This window comes from Paenibacillus sp. FSL H7-0703, assembly GCF_038003485.1.
In the GTDB taxonomy this organism is placed as follows: domain Bacteria; phylum Bacillota; class Bacilli; order Paenibacillales; family Paenibacillaceae; genus Paenibacillus; species Paenibacillus polymyxa_B.
In genome coordinates, this window is sequence record NZ_JBBOPF010000003.1 from 98447 (window position 1) to 122161 (window position 23715).

Here is a 23715-nt window from a genome sequence, read left to right on the forward strand (position 1 = left end):
GCGATATGGTCACGTAACAACAATCGGCGAACCCTCTGGGTCCGCCGATGGTGTACGTTATGCTTATTATAAAATGTATTGATTTAAACTCATTTAAATTTGTTCAGCTTATCGCCAAAACGCTCGCCGAGCGTAATGCTCAGACCGGAATTATTGAGGGAAACGTTAGGATTATTCAGTTCCTCACGAGGTGCACGAGATGCACGTGGTGCTCTTTCTGCTTTAGGAGCAGCTTCAGGAGCTTCCTCAGTTTCTTTAATGCTCAGGCTAACACGTTTTTCGGAAGGATTCATTTCAAGAATTTTAACTTTCACTTCTTGTCCTTCTTCCAGAACTTCTTGTGGAGTTCCAATGTGTTTGTGGGAAATTTGGGAAATATGAACCAAACCTTCCACGCCAGGAGCGATTTCAACGAATGCACCGAAGTTAACCAGACGTTTTACAACACCTGTTACGATGTCATTGTTGTTGAATTGTCCAGCAGCCGATTCCCAAGGACCAGGCTGTGCAGCTTTCATGCTCAGGCTGATTTTCCCTTTTTCAGGATCTACTTTCAAGACTTTCACTTTCACTTGATCTCCTTCAGAAACTGCATCAGAAGGCTTATCGACATGAGTCCAAGCAATTTCAGATACGTGAACCAGACCGTCCACGCCGCCAACATCTACGAAAGCACCGAACTGAGTAAGACGTTGAACCGTACCTACGATTTCTTGGCCTTCTTTCAGCTCAGCCATTACTTTAAGCTTGTTGGCTTCGAATTCTGCTTCCAGAACGTCTTTTTGAGAAAGGATCACTTTGTTATTTTCACGATCCAGTTCTTTTACAACAACACGCAATGTGCGGCCTTTGTAATCACTGAAATCTTCAACGAAGTGGCGTTCTACCATGGATGCAGGGATGAATCCGCGCAGACCCACGTCTACCACGATGCCGCCTTTAACGACATCATTCACAACAACTTCAAATACTTCTTTGCTTTCGAACAGTTGCTCCAACTTTTCCCAAGCATTTTCACTGTCGATTGCACGTTTGGACAGAACAAGTTTTTCCTTGCCATCGTCAATGCTGATAATTCTAGCTTCAACCTCTTGGCCTACTTGTACTGCTTCTTCTGCGTTATCCAAACCAGAAGACAACTCGCGAATTGGAATAACTCCATCGTATTTATATCCAATGCTTACTACCGCTTGGTTATCTTCCAATTTCACGATTGTACCCTTAACGGTGTCACCTTTTTTCAGGGAGACGATTTGATCGAGCTCGTCTTGATTTGCCGCTTCAGCAGCTTCTTGATTTTTAATTTCTTCCGACATGTCAATACCCTCCTCAATTCAAAAAAAACCATTTATTTAAACCTGCGCATGGCAGAGTTCAAAACATAAATAAACTTTTGTTCTAGTTTTCCGAGCTTAGACACAATTCATGCAAGCCTTTCAGTTATTCGTAGGCTTACCCGTTTCCTTCATCGTGCGAATACGAGACATAATTGCTTCTGTTGCAAGTTCAAGCGGATCTCCTTCGATATCGGCACCCTTTTGGTAAGCGTCCAAATTGACAGGTTTACCGTATAACACTTTCGTTTTACGGAAAAGCTTGTAATCACCAATAATGGCGACCGGAACGGCAGCCGCTCCACTGCGTAGCGCAAAGCTTGCAGCACCCTTTTTACCGATCCCCCCAGCTCCTCTGGAGCCTTCGGGAAAGATCCCCATAACCTTACCATCACGCAAAATGTTCAATGCCAGCTTAATGGATTCCTTACTTACACCGCCGCGTTTGACTGGAAAAGCTCCCAGTTTCCCAATTAGTGGACCCAGTACAGGAACATTAAACAGCTCGGCTTTTGCCATAAAGTGAACCTTTCGCTTCAGCAAAATACCGACTGTAGGAGGGTCAAGATTACTAATATGATTAGAACACAACAGCACTCCGCCCTCGGCAGGAACATTTTCCCTGCCTACCGCCTCAAGTCTAAACAGAACGCGGTAAATAAGACGCAAAATACTGGCGCATACAGTATATATCATTGGCTGATCTCTCCATCCTTCTCCGTTAAGCAATAAGATACGATCGTATCAACGACATCCTGAATGCCCATATGGGTCGTATCGAGCACGATGGCGTCCTCACTGCAACGAAGCGGGGATACCTCCCTCTCCTCGTCAAGCTTGTCACGTGCCGCAATGTCACGTTCCAGTTGCTCCAGAGTGATATCATCAGTTTCGCTCAGTTCTTTAAAACGGCGGGAGGCACGTTCCTGAACACTTGCGGTCATGAACACCTTGACTTCCGCATCGGGAAGTACAGTTGTTCCAATATCGCGACCATCCATAACGACACCCTTGCGTGCAGCCATCTCACGCTGGTTTTCAGTCAAACGTGTACGTAAACCAGCAATACTTGAATACTGTGACACGTTGCTAGTCACTTCCATCGAACGGATCACAGTGGTTACATCTTCCCCGTTACAATAAACCTTTTGGCCTGTGGGGTCCGGTACTAATTCAATCACCAGCTCAGGTACATGTTGAAGCACTTTTTGTACATCTTCTGCAGGAATTTCCTTACGCATCATGTACCAGGTTGCTGCTCGGTACATGGCTCCAGTATCTACATATACATAAGAAAGTGCTTTCGCCACCAGGCGGGCCACTGTACTTTTCCCTGCACCAGCAGGTCCATCAATGGCTACATTTATTTTGTTACTTGAAGATACATGTTGCCTTGCCAACAGGGAATTCCTCCTAACCTAACCTCAAGAAAAAAGCAGGCATTGCCTGCGACGTGAAAATTATACCACACATTTATAGGCGATGCAAAATAAGCGACAGGTTTACTAAAAAAGAAAAATTTCGGATGATTAAGATTTCCCCCGGAATTCCAGCTGTCTTTCAAAGCAATATTTAATCAGTTTTTGGCGCTCCTGATCAGCGATTTCCTCATATTTCAGCATAATGAGTTTGCGACCGTTTTCCATCTGCTGAATGCGCACAATTTCAGATTGGAACGGAACATGCTCCTGAGTACCGTTTTTATATGGAACTAAAATCCAGCAAGACAATGATTCTCCTTCTTCAAGATGATGAGTTCCCTGGGTGTGAAAAGAAACACCCCCGCCTCCTACATCATGTGTCTCTGCTACAAATCTGGACTCGTTCGCACCATGCTTTACTGCAATTTCCAAGTTGGCCTTAACCCGAAGAAAGTTGCGGCGCTGAATTTTGCTGATGCTGTCTGGAGCAGGTTTGTGGATACGAACCATCCGGAGGATATCCTCTTTAAAACCCGTAACGTGGGTATTAAAATAATTTTTAATCCCACCCTCGCTCATAAAAAATATAGACAGTTCTTCCCCTAGAAACAATTTTTTCAAATGCCCACTTGTTTGTGACATAGGAATTTCAATTAAAAAGTTCTGTGACTCCTCTTCTGCAATACGAGACTTAAATTCAAAAATCTCGTCCTTATGGTCAGTACCAGCCACTTGTATGTATAACACATCATTAATTTTAGGAAACAAATGATCCACCATCCTTGTCCATTAAAAGCTCTAATTAAGGTATATAATACCACGACTTTATGCCTATATTAAGCATTTTATTTGTTCTATCTATGACTAAAGCACAAAAAACCTCCTTCATGAAGGAGGTTTAGAGTGACTATTGATTCATTTTCATGTAATCAACTACGCATTACTTGCAGTAACCTGAGGTTCATCTGAATCTTTAACCTCTTCAATCGTTTCTTCCATCCCCGTATTGGCGTTAATATATATCCGGTAAACGGAACCATTGATTTTACCACCAAATTCATAACATAGAACTTCATTCGAAAGTTCATTTTCAATTAAGGCTTTACGGTGGTAAGTTTCACGAAACTCAGGATTCAATTTTGCTCGTGCTGCATTCAAATTCAATTTTGCTTGCGGAATGCGGCGGAGATGACTATGCTCATACACATAATCACTGGATTGAAAACCGATCACTTGTCCGTTATCAAGGCCTGATCTGACTGTGATTTTTTCTGGATAGATAATCACGTCCCCTTGTTGGCTCGCAAATGTAATATTAGCTAAATTCCCGCTCTCATCATACGCAACTGGCTTCATTCCTTTGTAACCTTTTTGTTCAAGGTATTCACTAGCATAGCGAATCGCTTCATTACGTGTTGCTTTTTTAGGACCTACTGCCCTCATGTCATGATAAGAAATAAGCTTGCCGCCTTTTTTCGTGAAATCCATACTGGCCACGGGTTGCTTCTTATTTAGCAGGGTAGCTGTATAAGATGCCCATTCCGTTCCTTTACCGTTTTCGTTCACACGGATCTGACTTTCCGGTTTTCCTGTAAATTCAGCGGCATTTCGTTTAATTTGTTCTGCATTCACTGCCGGGAGACTCAATTTTTTCACAGAGCGTTTATCATAGATGCTGGCTACAGACGGTCCCCAATCCAGCTCCTTGTAGTTTTCCACCTTTTTGTCCACGGTTTTAAAGCCATCAATAATGGTATTGTCCTTCGGCCCAGTTTGCGAACCTGCCGCCATATCTACATCCATCCATCGCAAATTTTTGCTAAGGACCTTTTGCTGCACTTCCTGCATGTTTTTCGAAATTTCTTTGGAATTGTTATATAGCGTTTTCAGGTTCGAAATTTCTTTCTCGTTTAAAGGCTCGTGATCCAGATCACGGACAGCGGTCTGATACGAAAACGCGGATAGATGTGACAGTAAATCCTTGGCATGATTAAAAGGCATTACATTCAGAGGCAACTGATTAACCTCATTTTGGGCCTCACTTGCAATCCTCCACACGTTCATCAAACATTTGCGGTGCATCGCGTGTGAAGTATTATGGACAGCAACCGCGTTCCCGAGTTGAGAATGCAGCTGATCCATATGAAACGACAAATCGTGAAACGCACGCTGGTATTGATTTTCCGCTTTTATCGACATGCTATTTGCCTGAAGAGACACCTCTTTTCTCATCTGGCTTTGCTGATAACCCCACACAAATGCTCCTATCATCATCAGGGTAACCACCGGGAACAATACGGCACTAAGTCGCTTATACATATTGGGAGTCTCCTTTCTTCAAGTACACTACCGATAGTGTGACAAGAAGAATGCTCTCTTATGCATGGTTTTCCATGACTTCAACAATAAACTCACAGTTATCGCAAATGCAGCGTTTAAAGCCGGTCTGAATCTGTCCTTGCTCTATACGTCCTCTCAGCACAAAACGTTCCCCACATCTTTTACAATGAATTCTTACTTTTATACGCAAAAAAAAGACACCTCTTTCTCTAACAGGTTTGTCAGATCAGTGTGTCCCATTTCGTTACATATTAACCTTTTCTTCCCGTTTTAACAAACGAAAAGGAGAACGGTTATTAGCTCGACTGATCTTCGCCATTCCTCCATACCATAGAAATGCCATAAGTGGAATGATAAACCAGATCCAGTCATGTGAAAATTTCGTTAAAATCAAATCGTATACTCCGTGCCAGAACCATGGAAGCACCAATGACAGCAGCAACATGTATTTGCTCCTCAAGCCCTCTGAAAACTTGGCCTTCCCCATGTAGTAGCCCATCATTACGCCAAACATCGCATGACCGGATACCGGTAGCAATGATCTCATCAGCATCAAGCTAATCGAAGCATGACCCGCCCAGGCATATAACAGATTTTCAACCGTTGCAAATCCGAGTGAGACTGCGGCCGCATACAAAATACCATCATAAGGCTCGTCGAACTCGGTATGATTATAGATGATGTGATACAACAGAAACCATTTAAAAAACTCTTCCACTCCGGCTGAAATGCCGAACACCTGGATTAACGTGTGATCCCCTAGCCAAAGCAGCAGCCCGCGTTGAAAAATCATGACAGGAAGAACCACCAAAAAGCCGAGCAAAAACACTCTAATAACCATGTGCAGTGGCTCCGAATCATACCTGTCCTTCAAGTAAAAATACATCAATAAGGCGAGACCCGGCGCTGTGGCTGCCGCTAAAACCGAAAACAGAAGCACCGATCATCCCTCCATAAAAATGAGTCGGCCCTGCTTTCAGCGCAGAGCCGACAAATTCACTTCGATATCACTTTCGATAAAACGAATCAAGAACGGCTGTCAAAATGAGTGCAGATGACAGCAACTGCCTGCTCAGGAATGACCAGTTTGCCGTACTCTTCCAACATAGCTGGTGTAACGGATGAGCCTTCTCCAAATTCAGCAAGAACCGCGATTAAAGCCGCAAGCTTGGACTCCTCTACTTCTTCTGGTTCCAAGTGCAGAATCCATTTTCCTCTATAATGATACAGCTTACCTGCTTCCGTAGTGTTACTACGAAGCATATGAGCCGCTTCTATGAGTACTTCGAAATCGCTAAACGCGTAAACGATGGAATCGCTATGCTCCAGCGTGACTTCCATTTCGTAGACTTCCTCTGGAAGCTCCTCATCGGGACCCGAACCATACTGTTGATGGTCGTATTTTCCCCGGGTGACGATAACAACCATTCCTTGAGCAGGAAGCGCAAAGACTTCGACAGCTAACGGTCCCGTGGCGTCGAAGCCCAGTTCGCTGTATGCCTGATCCATCATTTCGGTAAACAGCTCATGAACCCTTGGAATTTCTTGCCACATATCGTCTTTTTGAATACCGCGTTCGCTCAAATCGTCAAAGGTAAGGAAAATCCGTATCTTGTCCTGACTTAATCTTTCTATTTTCATACTGGACCCTCCTCCTGGCAGCCGAGTGTTATTAACAGATTATGATGCAATTATGATGCCTGTGATGAAAATGGTTCTATGTAATCATGTTATCATTTTATAATCGTAAATGCACGCAATAAAAAGATAAAAAAAAGAATCATTTGAACGGCTTTTACAAAAAAGCCGCAAAATGATTCGGAATAAAGGTTTCTGGTTTACAATCCCGGTACGGCTGTATGAGTTTCTTTCAAAATTTGCTCGACCTCACGTTTAACATCGGGACTTGTGCTGATGAAGTCTTTAATCAACTTCATATTTTCTTCTTTGTTCTTGGCAGTATGGGCGTTATGAGCGGTTTTATCTGTTTGTGAATGATGGTCTTGATCCTTATGGGTGTCTTCTTTATTGAGCGTTATCTCGCCCATTCCGGGGAATGCCGCGTCCATCATTTTAGTACGGGCTTTCTGCACTAAATTGCCGCTTTTTTTCCCACCCATGTCCATGGATAAGCCCAACATGTCGCGGTTGCGGGAGATCAAAGAGCTTGCTACAGCGCCCAAGACGATTCCCAGGAAAAATGAAGATGTTTTCACAATTAGAACCTCCCTTTGTGGTAGAATCAAGCATAGTGTTCGTCAGTAGTGACAAACTCATACGGTATAAAATACAGGAAGGTGAGATGAAATAATGGGTACAAAAACAGCAGCCATTTTGTTCACAGCATGTCTGCTGCTTAGTGCTTGCACTGCAACCAAGCCGGAATCTGCGGCAACAAGCAACCAGCAGGATTCGGTAGCGTCTGACTCAGGTAACAGCGCCAAAGATCAGTGCAGCGTCTCTTCCCCAAAAAGCAGCAGTAAGCAAGCAGGCAGTGATGATCATAATTCAGCGGGTAAAACCAATGCACAAAATGATAAAACCAGCGAAAGCAACGAAACAGGAGCTGCGACATCTGCAACTACCAATAACAAAATGTATCACTTGAACAAAGCCTACAATGTAATTCCTAACCAACAAGGCACCGAAAAAAAAGTCGTGTTACTGACCTTTGATGATGGTCCTAAGGAAGCAGCCATGATCAACAAAATCATAGATGTATTGGATAAACACAAAGCGAAAGCGATTTTCTTCGTAAACGGTTACCGTGTAAAAGAGCATCCTGAGTTGCTTAAGCTTATCCATGACCGTGAACAGCCCATCGGCAACCATAGCTGGGATCACATCGTGCTGAAGAATAAATCTGAGCCTGAGGTCAAAAAACAGATTGAATCGGTACAAAAAGTTGTTAAGGACATTACAGGACAAGCCCCCGTATTCTTCCGTCCCCCTCATGGTGCCGGCGGAGACGTAGGTCGCAAGGTCGCTAAGGAAAACGGTCTCCTATACATGACATGGTCCGTCGGTTCTCTGGACTGGACAATGAAAAAGAATCAGCCTAATAAAACGGAGGCACTTCTCAAAAACGTAACGGAACAACTTCATCCAGGCAGCAATATTTTGATGCATGAACTGCCATGGACAGCTGAGGCTCTGGACAGTCTATTGACACGCCTCGAGCAAAAGGGTTACCAATTTGTTGATCCTCAAAGCATTGAGGTTCCTGCCAGCAAATAGACACTTGCGTATACTCAGTCTTAACTGTAGATGATGCAATAAAGGCCTCCACTCTCCGCTATTCATGCGGAGATGGAGGCCTTTTTACCGTATCATTACGCGCCTTGACCTAAGCACAGACGTCCATACTTACTTTATATTACCAAAGCATTTCACTGATGGGTGGTGCACCCTTGATGCCCCACCACAGTAACGCTGCAGTAATCAGCACAAAAAGAGTACTCAAAAAATTTAAAAACCACTTGCTTACCCGAATACGGCGGGACGGAAACATTTCTGCCCGCGTTCGGTACTCACTGGCAGGAGTATCATCCTCCATCGTCACAGCAACTTCTGGTACAGCGGCAACGTGAGCCAATTCTGGCACGGGCCGTGAAGCACGGGAGCGAACTGGTTTAGATTTTGACCTGTCCTCCTCCTTGCCTTTGCGACCATTTCGGCGGCTACCATAGGTCTGCACTCTGCTAAGTTCCTGATTCATTCTTCATACCTCCGAAAACGTAACGCTAAACCAGATATAAGGTCAATCACAAAATGACAAATGATCGGTGCCCACAGACTACCGGTCTGCACATATATGTAGCCCAATCCATAACTGCTAAGAAAAACCCAGCCAGTGGGAATCCAATGCCGTAAATATCGGATATGAATCACCGCAAACAAAATGCTTGTCCAATAAGGACCAAAGCTGTACTGAATCGCACCTCTGAACAAGAGTTCCTCACAGATGGAGACGATAGCTGCTATACAAATAATATGCCAAACCGGACGATTTTGAAACAGCATTTGGTTAATACCGCCGTCATCCATAGCATCCTCAGGCATAATCCGGGATAACAACAGATCCACAAGTAACATAGCGGCGGCCAATCCCAATCCCCACCATAAGACGTGCAGAGTGTTCGGCAATGCAAATAGTTCTAACACATTTCTTTTCTGAAAAATAATCCAGATTGCGCCAATCAGCAGGGTCAGCCCCTGAGTTAGATACAAATTGTAAAGCAGCAAGCGGTCGTTCAATTCATGAATTTGCGCTCTTTTCCATTTCACTTTAAGCTTTTTCATAGTTAGTTAGTCCTCTGCATAGTCTTCTTTAGCATCATAGCCAAAAAGTCGGGCGGATTCAAGAAGACTTAAATCTTAATTTTCCGCATTCTGTAGCTATATATCTAGCCGGCTATCCACACATGTCGCATGTCCTATTGACATGCCCATGTAAGCCATGATACATTATGAAAAAATTATTAGCGACAACAACAATGATGGAGAAAAGGTATTGATTTCGTCCTCAGAGAACCGGTGCTTGGGTGGAAGCCGGTGACGAAGTAACTACTTTCAGCGCTCCTGAGTTATTGCACCGAGGTCTGTGGAATATTTCCCGGCATTAGATGCAATCGGCAGAAAACCGTTATCCTTTCGGTCATTTTATGACCGCTGAAGGCAGTCCATTGCGAAATGGCTGCGAATTAGGGTGGTACCACGATAACTCTCGTCCCTTACTATGGAGATAGTATGTGATTCGGGAGTTTTTTTGATGCCCGAAAACCGCAAAGCGTCTCTGCATAAGACTTTCGGTCGTTAGTTTGGTGCATACTGCTATACTATCCCTTTTCTGCGTCAATGCGTTATCACACTAGTATTTTACACCGCTCTCCTGTACTTTTAGAAGCATTTCAAGTTTTTTCATGTTCTTTATGGAATGTATTTCAGTTTGAAGTGCATCCTGTCCATAAAAGAAGTTAACTTTGAGGAGGAAACCAAATGTTTAAAGTGTTAGTATCCGATCCGATCAGTGACCTGGGCATCCAGCAACTGATGGATGCAGACGATGTCACGGTGGACAAGAACACAGGTCTCAGCGAGGATGAATTGGTTCAAATTATTGGTGACTATGACGCATTACTCGTTCGAAGCCAAACTCGGGTAACCGAACGCATCATGACGGCAGGTAAGAACCTCAAGGTTGTAGGGCGAGCTGGGGTTGGAGTGGACAACATCGACCTCGAAGCAGCAACACAACGCGGGATTATCGTTATTAACGCTCCTGACGGCAACACGATTACGACATGTGAGCACACTTTTGCGATGATGATGGCTCTAGCACGTCATATTCCACAGGCATATGCCAAAACCATTGGCGGTACATGGGATCGTAAAACATTCCTCGGTGTCGAACTGCGTAACAAAACACTTGGAGTCCTCGGCATGGGACGTATCGGCAGTGAGGTGGCTAAACGTGCTAAAGCATTTGGCATGAGCATCCTCGGATATGATCCATTTCTAACGGAAGAACGCGCTGAGAAGCTGGGCATTAAGCTGGCGAGCGTGGACGAAATTATCCGCAACGCAGATTTTATGACCGTACACACACCATTAACACCGGAAACGAAACATATGATTGCTCGTCCACAGTTTGAAGTGATGAAAAAAGGAATGCGCATCATTAACTGTGCCCGGGGCGGAGTTATCGATGAAATGGCTCTTGTTGAAGCCATTGATGAAGGTATCGTTGCCGGTGCAGCCTTTGACGTATTCGAGTCAGAGCCGCCAGCACAGGATCACCCATTCCTGAGTCATCCGAAAATTATCGTCACACCACATCTGGGTGCCTCGACTGTCGAAGCTCAGGAGAATGTAGCTATCGATGTGTCCGAGCAAGTGCTGCATATTTTGCGTGATGAGCCTTTTAAAAATGCGGTCAACATGCCTCCAGTACCCTCCAACGTCATGACGCAATTGCAGCCATATTTCTCGCTTGGAGAGAAGCTGGGCAGCTTTGCCGCTCAGATCACGAATCAGGCTGTACGTGAAATTCAGGTAGATTACGCTGGTGATTTGTCCTCTGTGGATACACAGCCGCTGACACGTTATATTTTGAAAGGTGTACTTAGCCGTCATCTGGGCAGCGATGTGAACATTGTAAACTCAGTACATCTGGCCAAAACACGTGACATCCATCTTGTCGTGTCTCAGGCGCCCGCCACCAAGGGATTTACCAACCTGATTACCGTTACACTCAAAACCCAGAGCGGCGAAGAGCAACGTGTATCTGGCACCCTGCTGGCAGGTTATGGCGAACGTATCGTTCGGTTGAACCAGTTCCCGGTAGATGTGGCACCGGAAGCTCATTTCCTGCTCATCTCCCACAATGATAAACCAGGCATTATCGGTCGTGTCGGCACCTTGCTTGGGGAGAACGGCGTCAATATCGCTTCCATGCAAGTAGGGCGTAAAATTGTCGGCGGTGAAGCCATCATGATCCTGACCGTTGATAAAGCTGTACCAAAAGACGTGCTGATTCAACTCGTTGGTTTGCCAGAACTAAATACTGCCCAAGAAGTAGTGTTAAATTAGTTCCAGAGAATAGAGAAGTCCATGGTTTTATAATAAAGAGAGGCGCCTGGCTACCCAGGCGTCTTTTTCTCTTATACCGTTATCTGTCATGAGAGCAATCATCATGCATGAAACAGGATGTTCCACGTTGAACAAGATAAATGTTGATTTTTCAACAAAAAGCACCCTCTTCCGAGGATGCCTGCAAACCGGGGTATATCAGCTGGGGCTTATAATTCTGTTACAGACCCAGCTTTGTTTTGTTGGAGATGGGCAGCAAAATAGTAAATTCCGTCCCTTCCCCCAATACGCTGGCAGCAGAGACAGAGCCTCCGTGTGCCTCTACAATGTTCTTGACAATAGCAAGCCCCAAACCAGTCCCTTTATCCTCACCACGTACTCTGGCCTTATCTGCCTTGTAGAAGCGGTCGAAAATATAAGGTAGATCCTCGCTGGCAATGCCTACACCTTCATCCTTAATCCGAATACGGATTAACTCATGCCGTTCTCCCAAAATTCGATCCGCCGCAATAGTAACCTTTTTCCCGCCGGGTGTATGTCTGAATGCATTATCCAGCAAATTGGTCAATACCTGCTCCAGTCGATCTTCATCTGCCTCAGGCAGCAGCAAACGTTGGCCTTGCTCATGGTAATCGAGTGTCAGTCCCTGTTCCTTCGAACGTACCGTAAATTTACGGTGAACACGCTCGATTAGCTCATTCACATCCACTTCCTGTCGGTGCATGTCTGTATGACCAGCCTCCATTCGGGCCAGATCAAGCAGATCCTTGACTAATCTTCCCATGCGTAATGATTCATCATGGATGACCTGTACCAGCTCCTCGGATTCTTCAGGTGAACCCGCCATACCATCCAGCAACGCCTCGCTGTAGCCCTGCATCATAGATAAAGGTGTACGGATTTCATGAGAGACGTTGGCCACAAAATCGCTCCGCATCTTCTCAAGCTTCACTTCTTCCGTGATATCTCTAAGCACAGCTACTGCACCGCGGATTGCATTATCCGTATACAGAGGCGCCATCTGCACCGACCAGGAGCCCTTCTTGACATGGATATAGTCTCCGACATCCTCTCCCCTGTCCATAACGGTATGGAACAGAGACTGCAAAGGCTCAGGTACAGAAGCTCCAAACTCCTCCAGATCACGCTCCTGCCACTCCAGCTTTTTCCAGATATCCAACAGACTTTGTGCCGGCGGATTCGTCAAGATGATTTGTCCGCTTCTGTCAAAGGTGATTACGGCATCAGACATGCTTCGCAGTACGCTGGATAAATGGTTTTTCTCCTCATTCAGACTGCGGATCGTTGCTTCCAGTTCCGTAGACATATGATTAAAAGTTTTCGCCAGTTCTCCAATTTCGTCACTGGTCACCAACGAAAGCCGAGTATCATACCTTCCCTCACGAATCGCATTCGCCGCCTGAATCAACAGCTGCATAGGCTGTGTGATTTTAGTAAAAAGGAATAAGGCAAAAAAGGTCGTCAATAAAAATCCGACAATGCATGTATAGGTGAACAAATGCTTGATTTCCGTCGATTCATACGCCGCAAAATTTCTGTTGATGTACGGCAATAAAAAAAGCCCTAGAAAAATAAGCACAGAGCCTACAAGACAAATGATGGTGATCCACAGCTTGCCTACCAGCGATCTCCAGAAGTTCACGTTATTTTGGAACCTCCAGCTTATAACCTACGCCCCACACGGTCGTAATCATAGCCGCTGCCTCTGGCGATACTTTATTCAGCTTTTCACGAAGCCGTTTCACATGCGTATCCACAGTGCGCAGATCACCAAAAAATTCGTAATTCCAAACGTCTTTCAGCAGTTCCTCACGCGAGAAGACTTTATCTGGCGACACCGCCAAATAGTGCAACAGCTCGTACTCTTTAGGTGTGAGACTGATTTCAATCCCGCCCGCAGTTACCCGGTGCGCATCATGCTCAATGATAAGATTCGGAAAAACAATACTATTGCTTGGTACCGCCTCTTTCGTTAAAAAGGCAGTTTCCGACGAACGGCGTAAAATCGCCTTCACCCGGTAAATGACTTCTCGCGGGCTAAAGGGCTTAACTACATAATCATCGGCTCCGACTTCAAAGCCTTGTACACGGTTCACTTCCTCACCTTTGGCAGTCAGCATAATCACAGGTGTAGCTTTGGTCTGACGCAGCCGTGTACACACCTCAATCCCATCCATCCCCGGAAGCATTACATCCAGTAAAATAATGCTGTAATCGCTTGCAGTCGCTTTTTGGAGGGCAATCTCACCATCCTCAGCTTCGTCAATTGCATATCCTTCTTTTTCCAGATACATCCGCAGAAGGCGGCGAATGCGTTCTTCATCATCTACAATTAATATGCGGTTGCTTTGTTCTGACATATTCCCAGCCCCTTCGCTAAAAAAACCATTCTCTCTATTTTACTATTTTCCCGTGCTTGGTCAAACTTTACTCTCATCCAACAGTCTCTTTACACCAAAAAGGCCGGGGTTATGACCCCCGTCCTGTCCGTTTCTTTTTCGTGTTGTCTGATTTGGCAAGTTGAATGAGACGGTTGATTTCGTCCTTGGTTAAGGGTCTGGTCAGACCGCGCTTCAAGTTTTGTAGCAAAAGATCACCGAAGGCAATTCGCTTGAGTCTGATGACCGGGTGTGAAATGGCCTCAAACATCCGTCTTACCTGGCGATTTCTGCCTTCATAAATGGTAATCTGGATCACAGACTCCTTACCATTCGGATCTACATCTTTATATTCTACCTCGGCTGGTGCAGTAATGCCATCTTCCAGCACGATTCCTTTTTTCAGCTTGTCCAGCTCAGTACCATGCGGAACGCCTTTGACTGTTGCCACATATGTCTTGGGCACATGATGCTTGGGATGGGTGAGCAGATTGGCGAACTCGCCATCATTGGTAAGCAACAGCAGTCCTTCGGTGTCGTAATCGAGACGCCCTACCGGATATACGCGTTCCTTAACGCCTTTCAGATAGTCTGACACGATTTTACGGCCTTCCGGATCGGAAGCACTCGTAATGACTCCTTTAGGTTTGTTCATCATCAGATAGATTTTTTTCTCGGTTTTGATCGGGCGTCCCTTTACCGTAATCATATCTTGATCAGGGTCTGCCTTCGTTCCCAGTTCAGTTACGACAACCCCGTTCACTTCCACGCTGCCCGACTGAATAAGCTCTTCACATTTACGTCTGGAAGCTACACCAGCTTGGGCCAATATTTTCTGCAATCTTTCCATGTTCGCTAATTCACCTCATGCTAATGATACCCATCCATGAGCAAAATCACAACCCCCGTTCAAAAAACGATGCAGAAATTAAAATACAAGCAGGCAAATGGCAATGGCTGCCACAAAACCAACCACATCTGAAAATAGTCCTACCTTCAAAGCATACCGTCCATTGCGGATACCTACCGCACCAAAATATACAGTTAGCACATATAGCGTCGTGTCTGTGCTGCCCTGAATCGTTGAGGCGATCCGACCGATCATGGAATCCGGGCCATAAGTGCGAATTAGATCCGTCGTGAACGCAAGTGAACCGGTGCCCGTCAATGGACGAAGCAAGCCTAAAGGCAGTACCTCACCGGGTACACCCCAGTGTTTAATCCATGGGGTTACCCAGGAGATCAAATAGTCTAAAGCGCCGGATGCTCGAAAAATGCTAATCGCCACCATCATGCCTACGAGATGAGGAATAATGCTGATGGCGGTAGAAAAGCCGTCTTTGGCTCCATCCACAAAAGAATCGTAGACAGGTACCTTTTTAGCATATGCATATAAAGGAATAAAAGCGAGAATAACCGGAATGGCCCAAGTCGATACGAGGTTTATAAAATTAAGCATGCCTCCCTCATCCTTTCCAAGTGGTGTCCCTGCCCTTGGCAGCCGTGATTCCCGTTCGCGGAACGGCAGGTGAAGATACGGGCAGCGTCGTTGAAGAGGCAGCAGATGTTGGTGCTGATGAGGTGAGTGGTGCCAAGGATGTCTGGGACGGCGGAATCGCTGGAGGACGGCGGCGCAATTCTCGACTACGGTACCAACGATCCGCCGCAATAGCAGCAAAGGTGGCTATTGCGGTCGCTACCAGCGTCGTACCGACGATTTCTGCCGGATGTGCGGAATGAAAATTAAGCCGTATCGCGATCAACGTCGTAGGAATAAGCGTAATACTGGCTGTATTCAGGGCGAGCAGCGTACACATGGCTGGTGTGGCGGTTTGCTTATCTGGATTGAGCGTCTGCAACTCTTGCATAGCCTTGATTCCCATCGGTGTGGCTGCATTCCCCAGGCCCAGCAGATTGGCGCTCATATTGGACAAAATGTAACCCATAGCGGGATGATTACGTGGAACATCAGGGAAGAGAAAGGCAACCAAAGGAGAAAGCAACTTGGATATTTTCTGTAAGAGCCCACCATCTTCAGCCAGCCTCATCATGCCCATCCAAAACACCAGCACACTTATCAGTCCAAAGCACACTGTAACCCCCGTAGTTGCCCCGTCAAAAGCTGCTTTCGTCACCACCTCAATATTTCCCTGCGCGGCAGCAAATACAAATCCAATACAAATCAAAGCCACCCATATGAGATGAATCATGGCTGATTCCTCCTTTTCCCAATGATGTGACACGTCCCAGCTCTAATTTCCTGCTTGCCCTAGGCTCCAAACAAATTTTTTAGGATTTCGTTCCATCTGCTCGTCCAACCTTGTTGCTGAGTATTGTTCGCAGGATCTTGTGCAGTTGGAGCCTCTTGCTGTGGCTGTACGGTACTTTGAGCAGGCAGCTTACTACCTTTTTCATACACAGGAACAGAACCGATAAGTTTACCTTCTATAAGGAATTCGACCCGCCCTCGTAAGCCAAAAGATACGTCCGCTCTGTCTGCAGAAGCAGAATTTTTATACAACACCAGTCTTTTGTGCAACTGGGTCTTCTCACCATCATGTAAAGGATAGGCAAAGCTTGTACCTGTTAATAGTGGGTAACCATCGATAGGTTGCTGCTTGTCCGTAATCGGAATGAGCGGATAATATCGGAATCCGTAATCAAGCATACGTGCATGATCGTTCCAATCGTCCCCGTCATTCAAGGTAACGGCAGCGAGCTGGCGGCCGTCCCGTGTGGCAGAGCTGACCAGACAGCGAAACGCTTTTTTGGTAAAGCCTGTTTTCACACCGTCAGCTCCCTCATACAGCCGCAGCATTTTGTTTTTGTTGTGCCATGAGTAGTCCCAAGAATCGTTGGGATTCGGTGCTTTTTTCAGTTCTGTTTTTACGATACGGGCAAAAGTTGGATTATGCAGCGCATAAGCAGTAAGTCGGGCCATATCATTGGCTGAGGAATAGTGTCCCTCGGCATCCAGCCCGTGAGGATTAGCAAAATGTGTGTGGCTTAGCCCAAGCTGAACCGCCTTGTCATTCATCAAATGGACAAATCCCTCTTCCGTCCCCCCCACATGCTCAGCAATGGCAGAAGCGGCATCATTTCCAGAACGGAGCATTAAGCCGTACAGCATATTTTCCAGCGACATTTGTTCACCCATTTGCAGAAAAAGCGAGGACCCTTCTTTGGCATACGCGGTTGGACTCACCTTTACCCGGTCCTGCAAGCGTCCATGTTCAATGGCCACGATTGCAGTCATAATCTTGGTCAGGCTGGCAATACGTAGCTCCCGGTCACCCTCGGTAGAATAAATGATTCTTCCTGATGTGACATCAATTAAAGAAGCAGCCTGTGCATGGGTTCCTAATGCGGGCGGCGCTGCTTCTGTTTTTATCGCTCCCCGAACGGGCTGTGGACTCAGCAACGTAAGCGGCAATGACAAAATAAGTAGAACCACCAGCGGCAAAACAAATGCGCGTGCCTTGTTCAAGAAATGGCTGTGGTCCGCGTGAATGTGTTGCTTTTTTTTAAACATTTGGATTCCTCCGGTTTTGAGCAAGTCTTGTACCAGTATATGTCCAAGCTGTTCAAAGTATGTCCACCTTTATAACAGAAAATTCCTTTACGGTACAGCCATTAGCTGCTCTCTTTTTGCTTTCTTTCTGCATAAACCAAGCAACTTGCCCTCCCGAGTACATATATATTAGTTACCAAAGTTAAATATGGATTTGGGGGTTACATCATGCTGCGTCTCCAGTTTGAAATGATTTTAAGATCACGGATTGTAGAGTCCGCAGAAGCATTGCATCGAAGCGGTGTATCCTTTGCCACTTTTGCTACCGCACGTTGCAACCAGCAATTTTGGGATTTAACGGAAAAGGGTGGTTTTCAGATTAAAGCAGGTGTCACTCCGGCAGAGGGGATCAGAGACATTTTTTTAAACGGTCATCAATACGCTTTTGAATGTGCAACAGCTATGGTTATTGTGCTGTACAAAGGAGTGCTGGATTCCATTCTGGAAAGTGAGTTTAATCGGATTTTTGCAGGTATGCTGCTGTATGACTGGCATTATGACAGTGACCTCAGGCTCATACAGCAGCAAGGGAGTCATAAAGCAGCTCCTGGCGATATTCTGTATTTCAACAATCCGGATGTGTCATCTGAAACATTGGAATGGAAAGGAGAAAATGTCGTTAAGCTGAAGGAAGACTTGTTTTATGGACATGGGATTGGCATCTTGCCGGCGAAGGGTATTATCGATTCCCTGAATCAACATCGTCGGCCGGAAGCCACGGTATCTGCTTATTTGACGAATGAAGTGGTCTATCCGGACTTCATCTACTTATCGCAGTTCGCTACCGAAGGAAATCGAAAAAATGAATTGTCGCTGCCTACTTTGTATCACCAGGAATACAGTCACCGTATACATGCTGTCATTGGGGGAAGGCAGTATATTCGGGGATAGGGCCAAGTGTAAGCAAAAAAGAAGGTATTCCTTAGCCTATACTCGGCTTTGGGATACCTTCCTGAGAGAACGCTTTTCATTTCCAATGACTTTTACAAGTAAGCCGGTCCAGAATTACTCTGATCAATATTAATATCTACAGGTACCTGTGGGGGTGGAGTCTGCACGTTGCCGCCTGCATTCCGGAAGATAGACTGAACCTTATCAATCAGGTATGGGGTGGAGTCAATGAGTTTCTCAATCAGATGCGTTTGATTGTCCAATGGAACGATTTGTGCCCCCTGTTTGCCAACAACCAGAAAAGCAATGGGATGAATAGATACACCACCACCGCTACCGCCACCAAAAGGATGACCTTCCTTCCCGCTATGATTACCCGAAGCCGAGGAAGTATGAAGTGCCTCTTCGTCTACGTTAAAATCACTTCCCCCGGCAGCGAAACCAAATCCTACCTTACTGATTGGTAAAATAACGGAACCATCGGGTGTTTCCACCGCGTCTCCCACAATCGTATTCACGTCTACCATGGCTTTAATGTTTTCCATTGCGGTTTGCATGAGCCCTTGAATCGGGTGATCTGACATGATTAATTCCTCCTCTGCTTATCTCAAGCGTAGACTGCCTTTTCTTTCGCTATTGTGCGCAGGAGTTCAAGGAAATATGTATGTCATTCGATTCGGCTATGCATTAATCTGGAGGACACTGAAATCCCAAAGTTTAGAAAGATTAAGTTTCACCACACTTCATTGTTTATCTTTCATTGTTAGCTTGAAGATCTTCATTTTTTTTGAAAAAAACCCGCTTCCATGCCTCGGGTCCACCCGGAACGCGCCATATGCGGTAAGATAAGATGAACATGGAGAAAATTAAATAGCCGAGCGATACGTTTGCTTCACAGTTCAAAGTGGTGGTAAAACGCAAGCGATCCACCCAATACGGCACAACATACAGCTTAGGGGTACAATCCATGCGCACAAAGCTGGAAGCAAAACCGATCAAGGTCGTTTTTAATCCCCACAAAATACCGGTTGAGGTAGCTGTATAAGCCGCGTCAGCAAGACTAATATTAGTGGACCACTCCATTTTGGACATCGTCACATGTGCCAATGTATATCGCAACCATCGATTGAAGGATTTCGTTCCCTTGAGCAAAACCCGTATATCATATATAAATTGCTTGATTTTTTCTGTATCAATATTACCGCTATCCACGGAGGCATCCGTTTTATGTATGTTTTTGTTGCGATCAAGCCGATAGAGAAGCCCTTTTTTCAAACCTGTTATGAGAATGGCCGGAACATCGTAATTTATTTTAATCATCCCGTATAGAAATCTGATCTCTAGATGCGCCCGATCATCATTGTCATGTTTGGCAATATCCAGCTTCAATCGAATACGAGAGAGCAAAATAGCCAGCACAAGTAATATAACGACGATGATGGCGATACTGATCCATTTCCACACTGGCGAGTCCTCCCTACCTTTTTGCTATAAATATCATGGCAAAAATAGTATGACCGTTCGCCGGAAAATCATGCATCTTAAAATACCAACAGCCAGCCCCTAACTACTTGAGGACTGGCTGTCTATTTGATATTTTACATAAGTGAGCTGCAAGATCCGGATGAACTTTATTGGGATTCAAGATCCAGATCGTTGGCTGCAGGCTGGCTGCTCTCCAGACGCTCGAACAATAATTGAGTCTCTTCCTCCAAATTGTCCGAATCTTCGAACAACTCCGGTTGTGGTAGATCTGCCAAAGAGCCCAGACCGAAATAATCCAAAAATGATTTCGTCGTTCCGTACAATATTGGCCGTCCGATGGCTTCAGCTCGACCTTTCTCTTCAATGAGCTCCTTGTTGACCAGTGTATGTATGGCCCGCTCGGATTTGACACCCCGAATCTCTTCGATTTCAACTCTTGTAATGGGCTGGCGGTAGGCCACAATGGCCAGCGTCTCCAAAGCAGCTTGAGACAGTGAGGCACGTGCCGGAGAGTATGCGAGCTTTTCAAAGTAAGGTGCATGTTCGGATAAAGTTGCAAGCTGATAATGACCGGCAATACGGACAAGTTGCAGGCCTCTTCCTCCCTGCTCCATGTCCTGCTTCATATCTTCCAGGCACTGTTCAACCAGCTCTTGCTGCTGCTCTACAATGTCGGCGATCTGCTTGGTGGACAACCCTTCCTCTCCTGCGAGAAACAGCAGTCCCTCAATAATTGATTTCAGCTTCAGATAATCCATTAACCCGTAAATCCCCTCTCCACTCCATTACAATATCATCGAAAAGCTTCTCCTGATAACAGAAAATTTGTTTCATTTTCATCAGTTCAAGGATAGCCAAAAAGGTCACAACCACTTCATGTCGATACATATCCTCATGCATCAGCTTAGAGAACAGCAGCCGTCCTCCATTCCCCACCATCTCTAAAGCTCCGATAACTTGCCGAATACGGTCCTTGACTGAAATTTCGTCCCGATGAACACGAGTTACCGTCGTACGTCGTTCTGCTTTGCGCAAAGCACGCTGAAAGGCCGCGACCAAATCGCTTGCATGCAGCCCATGTACCGGATTTACGGGTTCAGTAGGCAGGAATGCGCTTAGATCTTCTGGCTCCTTGCCATAAATTAGACTCCGCTCCCACTCACGTTCACTTAGATGGCGAGCAATCCCTTTATATTTACGATACTCCACCAGCTTGCGGACCAGTTCCTCACGTGGATCATAATCCTCTTCCTCATAAAAATCCAAATCGTCATATTCCATCACAGGTGGCTTGGGAAGCAACAATTTACTCTTAATAGATAAGAGCGTCGCCGCCATCACCAGAAACTCGCTCGTAATGTCCAGTTCCAGCTCCTGCATACTGTGCAAAAAAGCCATATACTGATCAGTAATATCGCTAATCGGGATATCCTGAATGTCGATCTCGGCTTTATCAATCAGATGCAACAGTAGATCCAGCGGACCCTCGAATGTTTCCAGCTTGTAATTTACGACTGTCAATGTGCTTCCCCCTGCCTTACTCCAATCATCATTCAACAATACCTTTCCCTATAGCACTTATGCTCTACGTTATCAATCCCTCTTTCTGTAGTATATACGTCATCGCCTTGCTTAACAATCCAATCCCTTTTTCACCTTGCAGTTTATAGCGTTCTATTCAGCTATTCCTATAATTAAAATTGCTTGCCGAGATTGGCCATTTCAATCGCAGCCAATGCAGAATCCCAACCTTTATTACCAGCCTTCGTACCTGCTCGTTCAATAGCCTGTTCAATGTTTTCTGTAGTCACTACACCAAAAATAACGGGCACTCCCGTTTTCAGGCTGCTCGCTGCCACACCCTTGGCCACTTCATTGCAGACGATATCATAATGAGAAGTAGAACCACGGATGACCGTACCCAGCGTAATTACGGCATCATATTTGCCGCTTGCAGCCATTTTTTGTGCAATCAGTGAAATTTCAAATGCACCCGGAACCCAGGCTACATCAATTTCATCTTCCTGTGCACCATGTCGTTGAAGTGCGTCAATTGCGCCGCTTAACAGCTTGCTCGTAATAAACTCATTAAATCTGCCCACCACAATACCATATTTTAAACCGTTCGATACGAGATTACCTTCTATAAAACGTGCCATGTTTAATCAACCTCTCTTAGTTTAATTATTTAGGGACTTCGGACAATACTTCAGATTTACTTGGAACCGAGATGTATTTTTACAATGACAAACGACGACGGTAGTCCACCAAATGCTGAATACTGATCAGCTTCAATTGATGTCGCTTGGCGACCACTGCCAGATCAGGCAGGCGGGCCATTGAGCCATCTTCCTTTATAATTTCGCAAATGACCCCAGCAGGCTTGAAGCCACTGAGTCGGGCCAGATCAACAGCCGCTTCAGTGTGACCAGCACGCTGCAAGACACCACCATCGCGAGCAATCAGCGGGAACATGTGACCAGGCTTGCGGAAATCACTGCCTGTGACTGCTTCGTCTGCCAAGGCGCGTACAGTCAAGGAACGCTCGGCCGCTGAAATACCCGTTGTTGTCTCCATATGATCTACCGATACCGTAAAGGCAGTACCGTGGAAATCTGTATTTTGCTCTACCATAGGATGCAATTCCAAGGCCTCGGCTCTTTGTCGTGTAATTGGCACACAGACCAACCCGCGACCTTCTGTAATCATGAAATTAATGACCTCAGGCGACGCTTTTTCAGCCAAAGCGATAAAATCGCCTTCATTTTCGCGCTGTTCATCATCCACCACAATAACAACTTTACCGTTTTTTAAGTCCTCCAACGCTGCTTCGATGGAATCCAAACGAATCTCTTCGTCATGTTCCAACTCGCCATGCTCTATGACGTTTGCCATTGCACTTGTTTGGCTACCTCTATCCATAACACTTTCCTCCTTATGTCTTGTGCCACGAATGCTCCTAAACAGGCTTACCCTTCAATATCAGGCAAAGCCGTGTTTCGCCAAATAGTCCAAACTGAGAGGAGCTTCTTCTACTCTCTCCGCCTCCGCTGCACCTCTGTAATTTAAAAGCTGTTCTACATATTTGCCCAAAATATCGCATTCGATATTGACGGTATCTCCCTCACGTTTGGCTTGTAAGGCCGTTTCGGATAAGGTGTGGGGAATAATGGATACGGCAAAGGTATCTCTCGTACGCTGTGCGACTGTGAGGCTGATACCATCAATTGTGATTGACCCTTTGAGAAGAATATATTTAAATAATGTTTGATTTTTAGGCTCAATTTCGAACACAACTGCATTCTGATCTGATGTTACCCCGCGAATCGTTCCCGTCCCGTCCACATGTCCTTGCACGATATGTCCTCCGAACCTTCCGCTCGCCGCCATCGCTCGCTCCAGGTTGACTCGGCTGCCTGATCTCAACTCTTTCAGATTACTGCTGCGAAAGGTTTCCGGCATCACATCAACCTTAAAGTCTTTCGTACCGATCTGTATCGCCGTCAGGCAAACGCCATTCACTGAGACACTGTCTCCTATTTTCAAATCGCCCAACACCACGGAACCCGAAATCCCCAGCACCATCGCTTCACCGCTTTTGGAAATAGTTTGAATGCGACCCACTTCCTCGACCAATCCGGTAAACATGCCTTCACTCCTTTCCACTACATTCAGTTTATCCC

26 protein-coding genes and 1 other annotated feature are annotated in these 23715 nt (G+C 45.6%); of the genes, 3 read left to right on the forward strand and 23 right to left on the reverse strand.

Annotated elements, in window-relative coordinates; genetic code table 11:
• Positions 1–89: 89 nt before the first annotated feature.
• The 8 genes from rpsA to MHB46_RS25870 all read right to left on the reverse strand — a co-directional run bounded on the left by rpsA (position 90) and on the right by MHB46_RS25870 (position 7311).
• Complete coding sequence (rpsA, locus tag MHB46_RS25835; RefSeq protein WP_013371699.1) at positions 90–1316, reverse strand: 30S ribosomal protein S1; 1227 nt, start codon at positions 1314–1316, stop codon at positions 90–92.
• A gap of 120 nt (positions 1317–1436) precedes the next feature.
• Positions 1437–2030 carry a lysophospholipid acyltransferase family protein gene (locus MHB46_RS25840; RefSeq protein ID WP_013310746.1) on the reverse strand — a complete coding sequence of 198 codons (594 nt, stop codon included), beginning with the start codon at positions 2028–2030 and terminating at the stop codon, positions 1437–1439.
• Positions 2027–2734, reverse strand: a complete 708-nt coding sequence (cmk, locus tag MHB46_RS25845; RefSeq protein ID WP_338532518.1) for a (d)CMP kinase — start codon at positions 2732–2734, stop codon at positions 2027–2029. Before cmk ends, MHB46_RS25840 begins: the two co-directional genes overlap by 4 nt.
• A 129-nt stretch (positions 2735–2863) precedes the next feature.
• Positions 2864–3523 carry a flagellar brake protein gene (locus MHB46_RS25850; RefSeq protein WP_165177242.1) on the reverse strand — a complete coding sequence of 220 codons (660 nt, stop codon included), beginning with the start codon at positions 3521–3523 and terminating at the stop codon, positions 2864–2866.
• Positions 3524–3688: 165 nt separating this feature from the next.
• Positions 3689–5074, reverse strand: a complete 1386-nt coding sequence (gene ypeB, locus MHB46_RS25855) for a germination protein YpeB (RefSeq protein ID WP_061829227.1) — start codon at positions 5072–5074, stop codon at positions 3689–3691.
• 265 nt (positions 5075–5339) lie between these two features.
• Entirely contained in the window at positions 5340–6035 is a 696-nt protein-coding gene (gene prsW, locus MHB46_RS25860; protein ID WP_165177245.1) for a glutamic-type intramembrane protease PrsW, read from the reverse strand.
• An 86-nt stretch (positions 6036–6121) separates the two neighbouring features.
• Positions 6122–6736: a genetic competence negative regulator gene (locus MHB46_RS25865; RefSeq protein WP_013310751.1), complete on the reverse strand. Its 615-nt coding sequence runs from the start codon at positions 6734–6736 to the stop codon at positions 6122–6124.
• Between the two features lie 197 nt (positions 6737–6933).
• Complete coding sequence (locus MHB46_RS25870) at positions 6934–7311, reverse strand: hypothetical protein (RefSeq protein ID WP_165177247.1); 378 nt, start codon at positions 7309–7311, stop codon at positions 6934–6936.
• Positions 7312–7405: 94 nt separating this feature from the next.
• Between MHB46_RS25870 and MHB46_RS25875 the strand changes: the two genes are divergently transcribed.
• Positions 7406–8332, forward strand: coding sequence for a polysaccharide deacetylase family protein (locus MHB46_RS25875; RefSeq protein WP_341163926.1), 927 nt, complete (start codon positions 7406–7408; stop codon positions 8330–8332).
• A gap of 139 nt (positions 8333–8471) precedes the next feature.
• On the opposite strand, the gene MHB46_RS25880 is transcribed toward MHB46_RS25875, so the two are convergent.
• Positions 8472–8813 carry a hypothetical protein gene (locus MHB46_RS25880; protein WP_039271029.1) on the reverse strand — a complete coding sequence of 114 codons (342 nt, stop codon included), beginning with the start codon at positions 8811–8813 and terminating at the stop codon, positions 8472–8474.
• A complete protein-coding gene (locus tag MHB46_RS25885) occupies positions 8810–9397 on the reverse strand; it encodes a type II CAAX endopeptidase family protein (protein ID WP_025723057.1) in 588 nt (195 codons plus the stop codon). Before MHB46_RS25885 ends, MHB46_RS25880 begins: the two co-directional genes overlap by 4 nt.
• Before the next feature lie 185 nt (positions 9398–9582).
• Positions 9583–9832: a binding site (T-box leader), on the forward strand.
• A 261-nt stretch (positions 9833–10093) separates the two neighbouring features.
• On the opposite strand from MHB46_RS25885, the gene serA reads away from it, so the two are divergent.
• Complete coding sequence (gene serA / locus MHB46_RS25890; protein WP_039271025.1) at positions 10094–11686, forward strand: phosphoglycerate dehydrogenase; 1593 nt, start codon at positions 10094–10096, stop codon at positions 11684–11686.
• 220 nt (positions 11687–11906) lie between these two features.
• Here the strand turns inward: serA and MHB46_RS25895 are convergent, their stop codons facing one another.
• The 6 genes from MHB46_RS25895 to MHB46_RS25920 all read right to left on the reverse strand — a co-directional run bounded on the left by MHB46_RS25895 (position 11907) and on the right by MHB46_RS25920 (position 17617).
• Positions 11907–13349, reverse strand: coding sequence for an ATP-binding protein (locus MHB46_RS25895; RefSeq protein ID WP_071641423.1), 1443 nt, complete (start codon positions 13347–13349; stop codon positions 11907–11909).
• Position 13350: 1 nt separating this feature from the next.
• On the reverse strand, positions 13351–14067 hold the full coding sequence (locus MHB46_RS25900) for a response regulator transcription factor (protein WP_029517311.1): 717 nt from the start codon (positions 14065–14067) through the stop codon (positions 13351–13353).
• 109 nt (positions 14068–14176) lie between these two features.
• Positions 14177–14935 carry a pseudouridine synthase gene (locus tag MHB46_RS25905; RefSeq protein ID WP_165177252.1) on the reverse strand — a complete coding sequence of 253 codons (759 nt, stop codon included), beginning with the start codon at positions 14933–14935 and terminating at the stop codon, positions 14177–14179.
• A gap of 78 nt (positions 14936–15013) precedes the next feature.
• Positions 15014–15544 carry a spore maturation protein gene (locus MHB46_RS25910; protein ID WP_013310760.1) on the reverse strand — a complete coding sequence of 177 codons (531 nt, stop codon included), beginning with the start codon at positions 15542–15544 and terminating at the stop codon, positions 15014–15016.
• A 7-nt stretch (positions 15545–15551) separates the two neighbouring features.
• Positions 15552–16295, reverse strand: coding sequence for a nucleoside recognition domain-containing protein (locus MHB46_RS25915; RefSeq protein ID WP_039271021.1), 744 nt, complete (start codon positions 16293–16295; stop codon positions 15552–15554).
• 59 nt (positions 16296–16354) lie between these two features.
• Positions 16355–17617, reverse strand: a complete 1263-nt coding sequence (locus MHB46_RS25920) for a D-alanyl-D-alanine carboxypeptidase family protein (protein WP_341163927.1) — start codon at positions 17615–17617, stop codon at positions 16355–16357.
• Between the two features lie 207 nt (positions 17618–17824).
• On the opposite strand from MHB46_RS25920, the gene MHB46_RS25925 reads away from it, so the two are divergent.
• Positions 17825–18547 (forward strand): protein-glutamine gamma-glutamyltransferase, encoded by a 723-nt coding sequence (locus tag MHB46_RS25925; protein ID WP_165177255.1) that lies wholly within the window; start codon positions 17825–17827, stop codon positions 18545–18547.
• Positions 18548–18639: 92 nt separating this feature from the next.
• On the opposite strand, the gene ytfJ is transcribed toward MHB46_RS25925, so the two are convergent.
• The 7 genes from ytfJ to ribE form a co-directional block, all read right to left on the reverse strand.
• Complete coding sequence (gene ytfJ, locus MHB46_RS25930; RefSeq protein WP_039271014.1) at positions 18640–19131, reverse strand: GerW family sporulation protein; 492 nt, start codon at positions 19129–19131, stop codon at positions 18640–18642.
• A 166-nt stretch (positions 19132–19297) separates the two neighbouring features.
• Positions 19298–20011, reverse strand: a complete 714-nt coding sequence (locus tag MHB46_RS25935; RefSeq protein ID WP_341163928.1) for a DUF2953 domain-containing protein — start codon at positions 20009–20011, stop codon at positions 19298–19300.
• Positions 20012–20178: 167 nt separating this feature from the next.
• Positions 20179–20790 (reverse strand): SMC-Scp complex subunit ScpB, encoded by a 612-nt coding sequence (scpB, locus tag MHB46_RS25940; RefSeq protein ID WP_013310766.1) that lies wholly within the window; start codon positions 20788–20790, stop codon positions 20179–20181.
• The gene (locus tag MHB46_RS25945; RefSeq protein WP_029517304.1) at positions 20759–21553 is read right to left on the reverse strand and encodes a segregation and condensation protein A; all 795 of its coding nucleotides are present in this window, start codon (positions 21551–21553) and stop codon (positions 20759–20761) included. Before MHB46_RS25945 ends, scpB begins: the two co-directional genes overlap by 32 nt.
• A 173-nt stretch (positions 21554–21726) precedes the next feature.
• Positions 21727–22191, reverse strand: a complete 465-nt coding sequence (gene ribH, locus MHB46_RS25950) for a 6,7-dimethyl-8-ribityllumazine synthase (protein ID WP_341163929.1) — start codon at positions 22189–22191, stop codon at positions 21727–21729.
• Positions 22192–22270: 79 nt separating this feature from the next.
• The gene (gene ribB / locus MHB46_RS25955) at positions 22271–22954 is read right to left on the reverse strand and encodes a 3,4-dihydroxy-2-butanone-4-phosphate synthase (protein WP_080710688.1); all 684 of its coding nucleotides are present in this window, start codon (positions 22952–22954) and stop codon (positions 22271–22273) included.
• A gap of 60 nt (positions 22955–23014) precedes the next feature.
• Positions 23015–23680, reverse strand: coding sequence for a riboflavin synthase (ribE, locus tag MHB46_RS25960; RefSeq protein ID WP_165177259.1), 666 nt, complete (start codon positions 23678–23680; stop codon positions 23015–23017).
• Positions 23681–23715 lie beyond the last annotated feature (35 nt).

What these genes read in the sequence shown, in the direction of transcription:
- MHB46_RS25925 (WP_165177255.1), top strand. Translation starts at nt 17,825, where the DNA reads ATGCTGCGTCTCCAGTTTGAAATGATTTTAAGATCACGGATTGTAGAG.
- MHB46_RS25875 (WP_341163926.1), top strand. Translation starts at nt 7,406, where the DNA reads ATGGGTACAAAAACAGCAGCCATTTTGTTCACAGCATGTCTGCTGCTT.
- MHB46_RS25865 (WP_013310751.1), bottom strand. Translation starts at nt 6,736, where the DNA reads ATGAAAATAGAAAGATTAAGTCAGGACAAGATACGGATTTTCCTTACC.
- MHB46_RS25905 (WP_165177252.1), bottom strand. Translation starts at nt 14,935, where the DNA reads ATGGAAAGATTGCAGAAAATATTGGCCCAAGCTGGTGTAGCTTCCAGA.
- MHB46_RS25880 (WP_039271029.1), bottom strand. Translation starts at nt 8,813, where the DNA reads ATGAATCAGGAACTTAGCAGAGTGCAGACCTATGGTAGCCGCCGAAAT.
- MHB46_RS25915 (WP_039271021.1), bottom strand. Translation starts at nt 16,295, where the DNA reads ATGATTCATCTCATATGGGTGGCTTTGATTTGTATTGGATTTGTATTT.
- ribH (WP_341163929.1), bottom strand. Translation starts at nt 22,191, where the DNA reads ATGGCACGTTTTATAGAAGGTAATCTCGTATCGAACGGTTTAAAATAT.
- MHB46_RS25910 (WP_013310760.1), bottom strand. Translation starts at nt 15,544, where the DNA reads ATGCTTAATTTTATAAACCTCGTATCGACTTGGGCCATTCCGGTTATT.
- rpsA (WP_013371699.1), bottom strand. Translation starts at nt 1,316, where the DNA reads ATGTCGGAAGAAATTAAAAATCAAGAAGCTGCTGAAGCGGCAAATCAA.
- MHB46_RS25885 (WP_025723057.1), bottom strand. Translation starts at nt 9,397, where the DNA reads ATGAAAAAGCTTAAAGTGAAATGGAAAAGAGCGCAAATTCATGAATTG.
- ypeB (WP_061829227.1), bottom strand. Translation starts at nt 5,074, where the DNA reads ATGTATAAGCGACTTAGTGCCGTATTGTTCCCGGTGGTTACCCTGATG.
- MHB46_RS25920 (WP_341163927.1), bottom strand. Translation starts at nt 17,617, where the DNA reads ATGTTTAAAAAAAAGCAACACATTCACGCGGACCACAGCCATTTCTTG.
- serA (WP_039271025.1), top strand. Translation starts at nt 10,094, where the DNA reads ATGTTTAAAGTGTTAGTATCCGATCCGATCAGTGACCTGGGCATCCAG.
- ytfJ (WP_039271014.1), bottom strand. Translation starts at nt 19,131, where the DNA reads ATGTCAGATCACCCGATTCAAGGGCTCATGCAAACCGCAATGGAAAAC.
- ribB (WP_080710688.1), bottom strand. Translation starts at nt 22,954, where the DNA reads ATGGATAGAGGTAGCCAAACAAGTGCAATGGCAAACGTCATAGAGCAT.
- ribE (WP_165177259.1), bottom strand. Translation starts at nt 23,680, where the DNA reads ATGTTTACCGGATTGGTCGAGGAAGTGGGTCGCATTCAAACTATTTCC.
- MHB46_RS25900 (WP_029517311.1), bottom strand. Translation starts at nt 14,067, where the DNA reads ATGTCAGAACAAAGCAACCGCATATTAATTGTAGATGATGAAGAACGC.
- MHB46_RS25840 (WP_013310746.1), bottom strand. Translation starts at nt 2,030, where the DNA reads ATGATATATACTGTATGCGCCAGTATTTTGCGTCTTATTTACCGCGTT.
- scpB (WP_013310766.1), bottom strand. Translation starts at nt 20,790, where the DNA reads ATGGATTATCTGAAGCTGAAATCAATTATTGAGGGACTGCTGTTTCTC.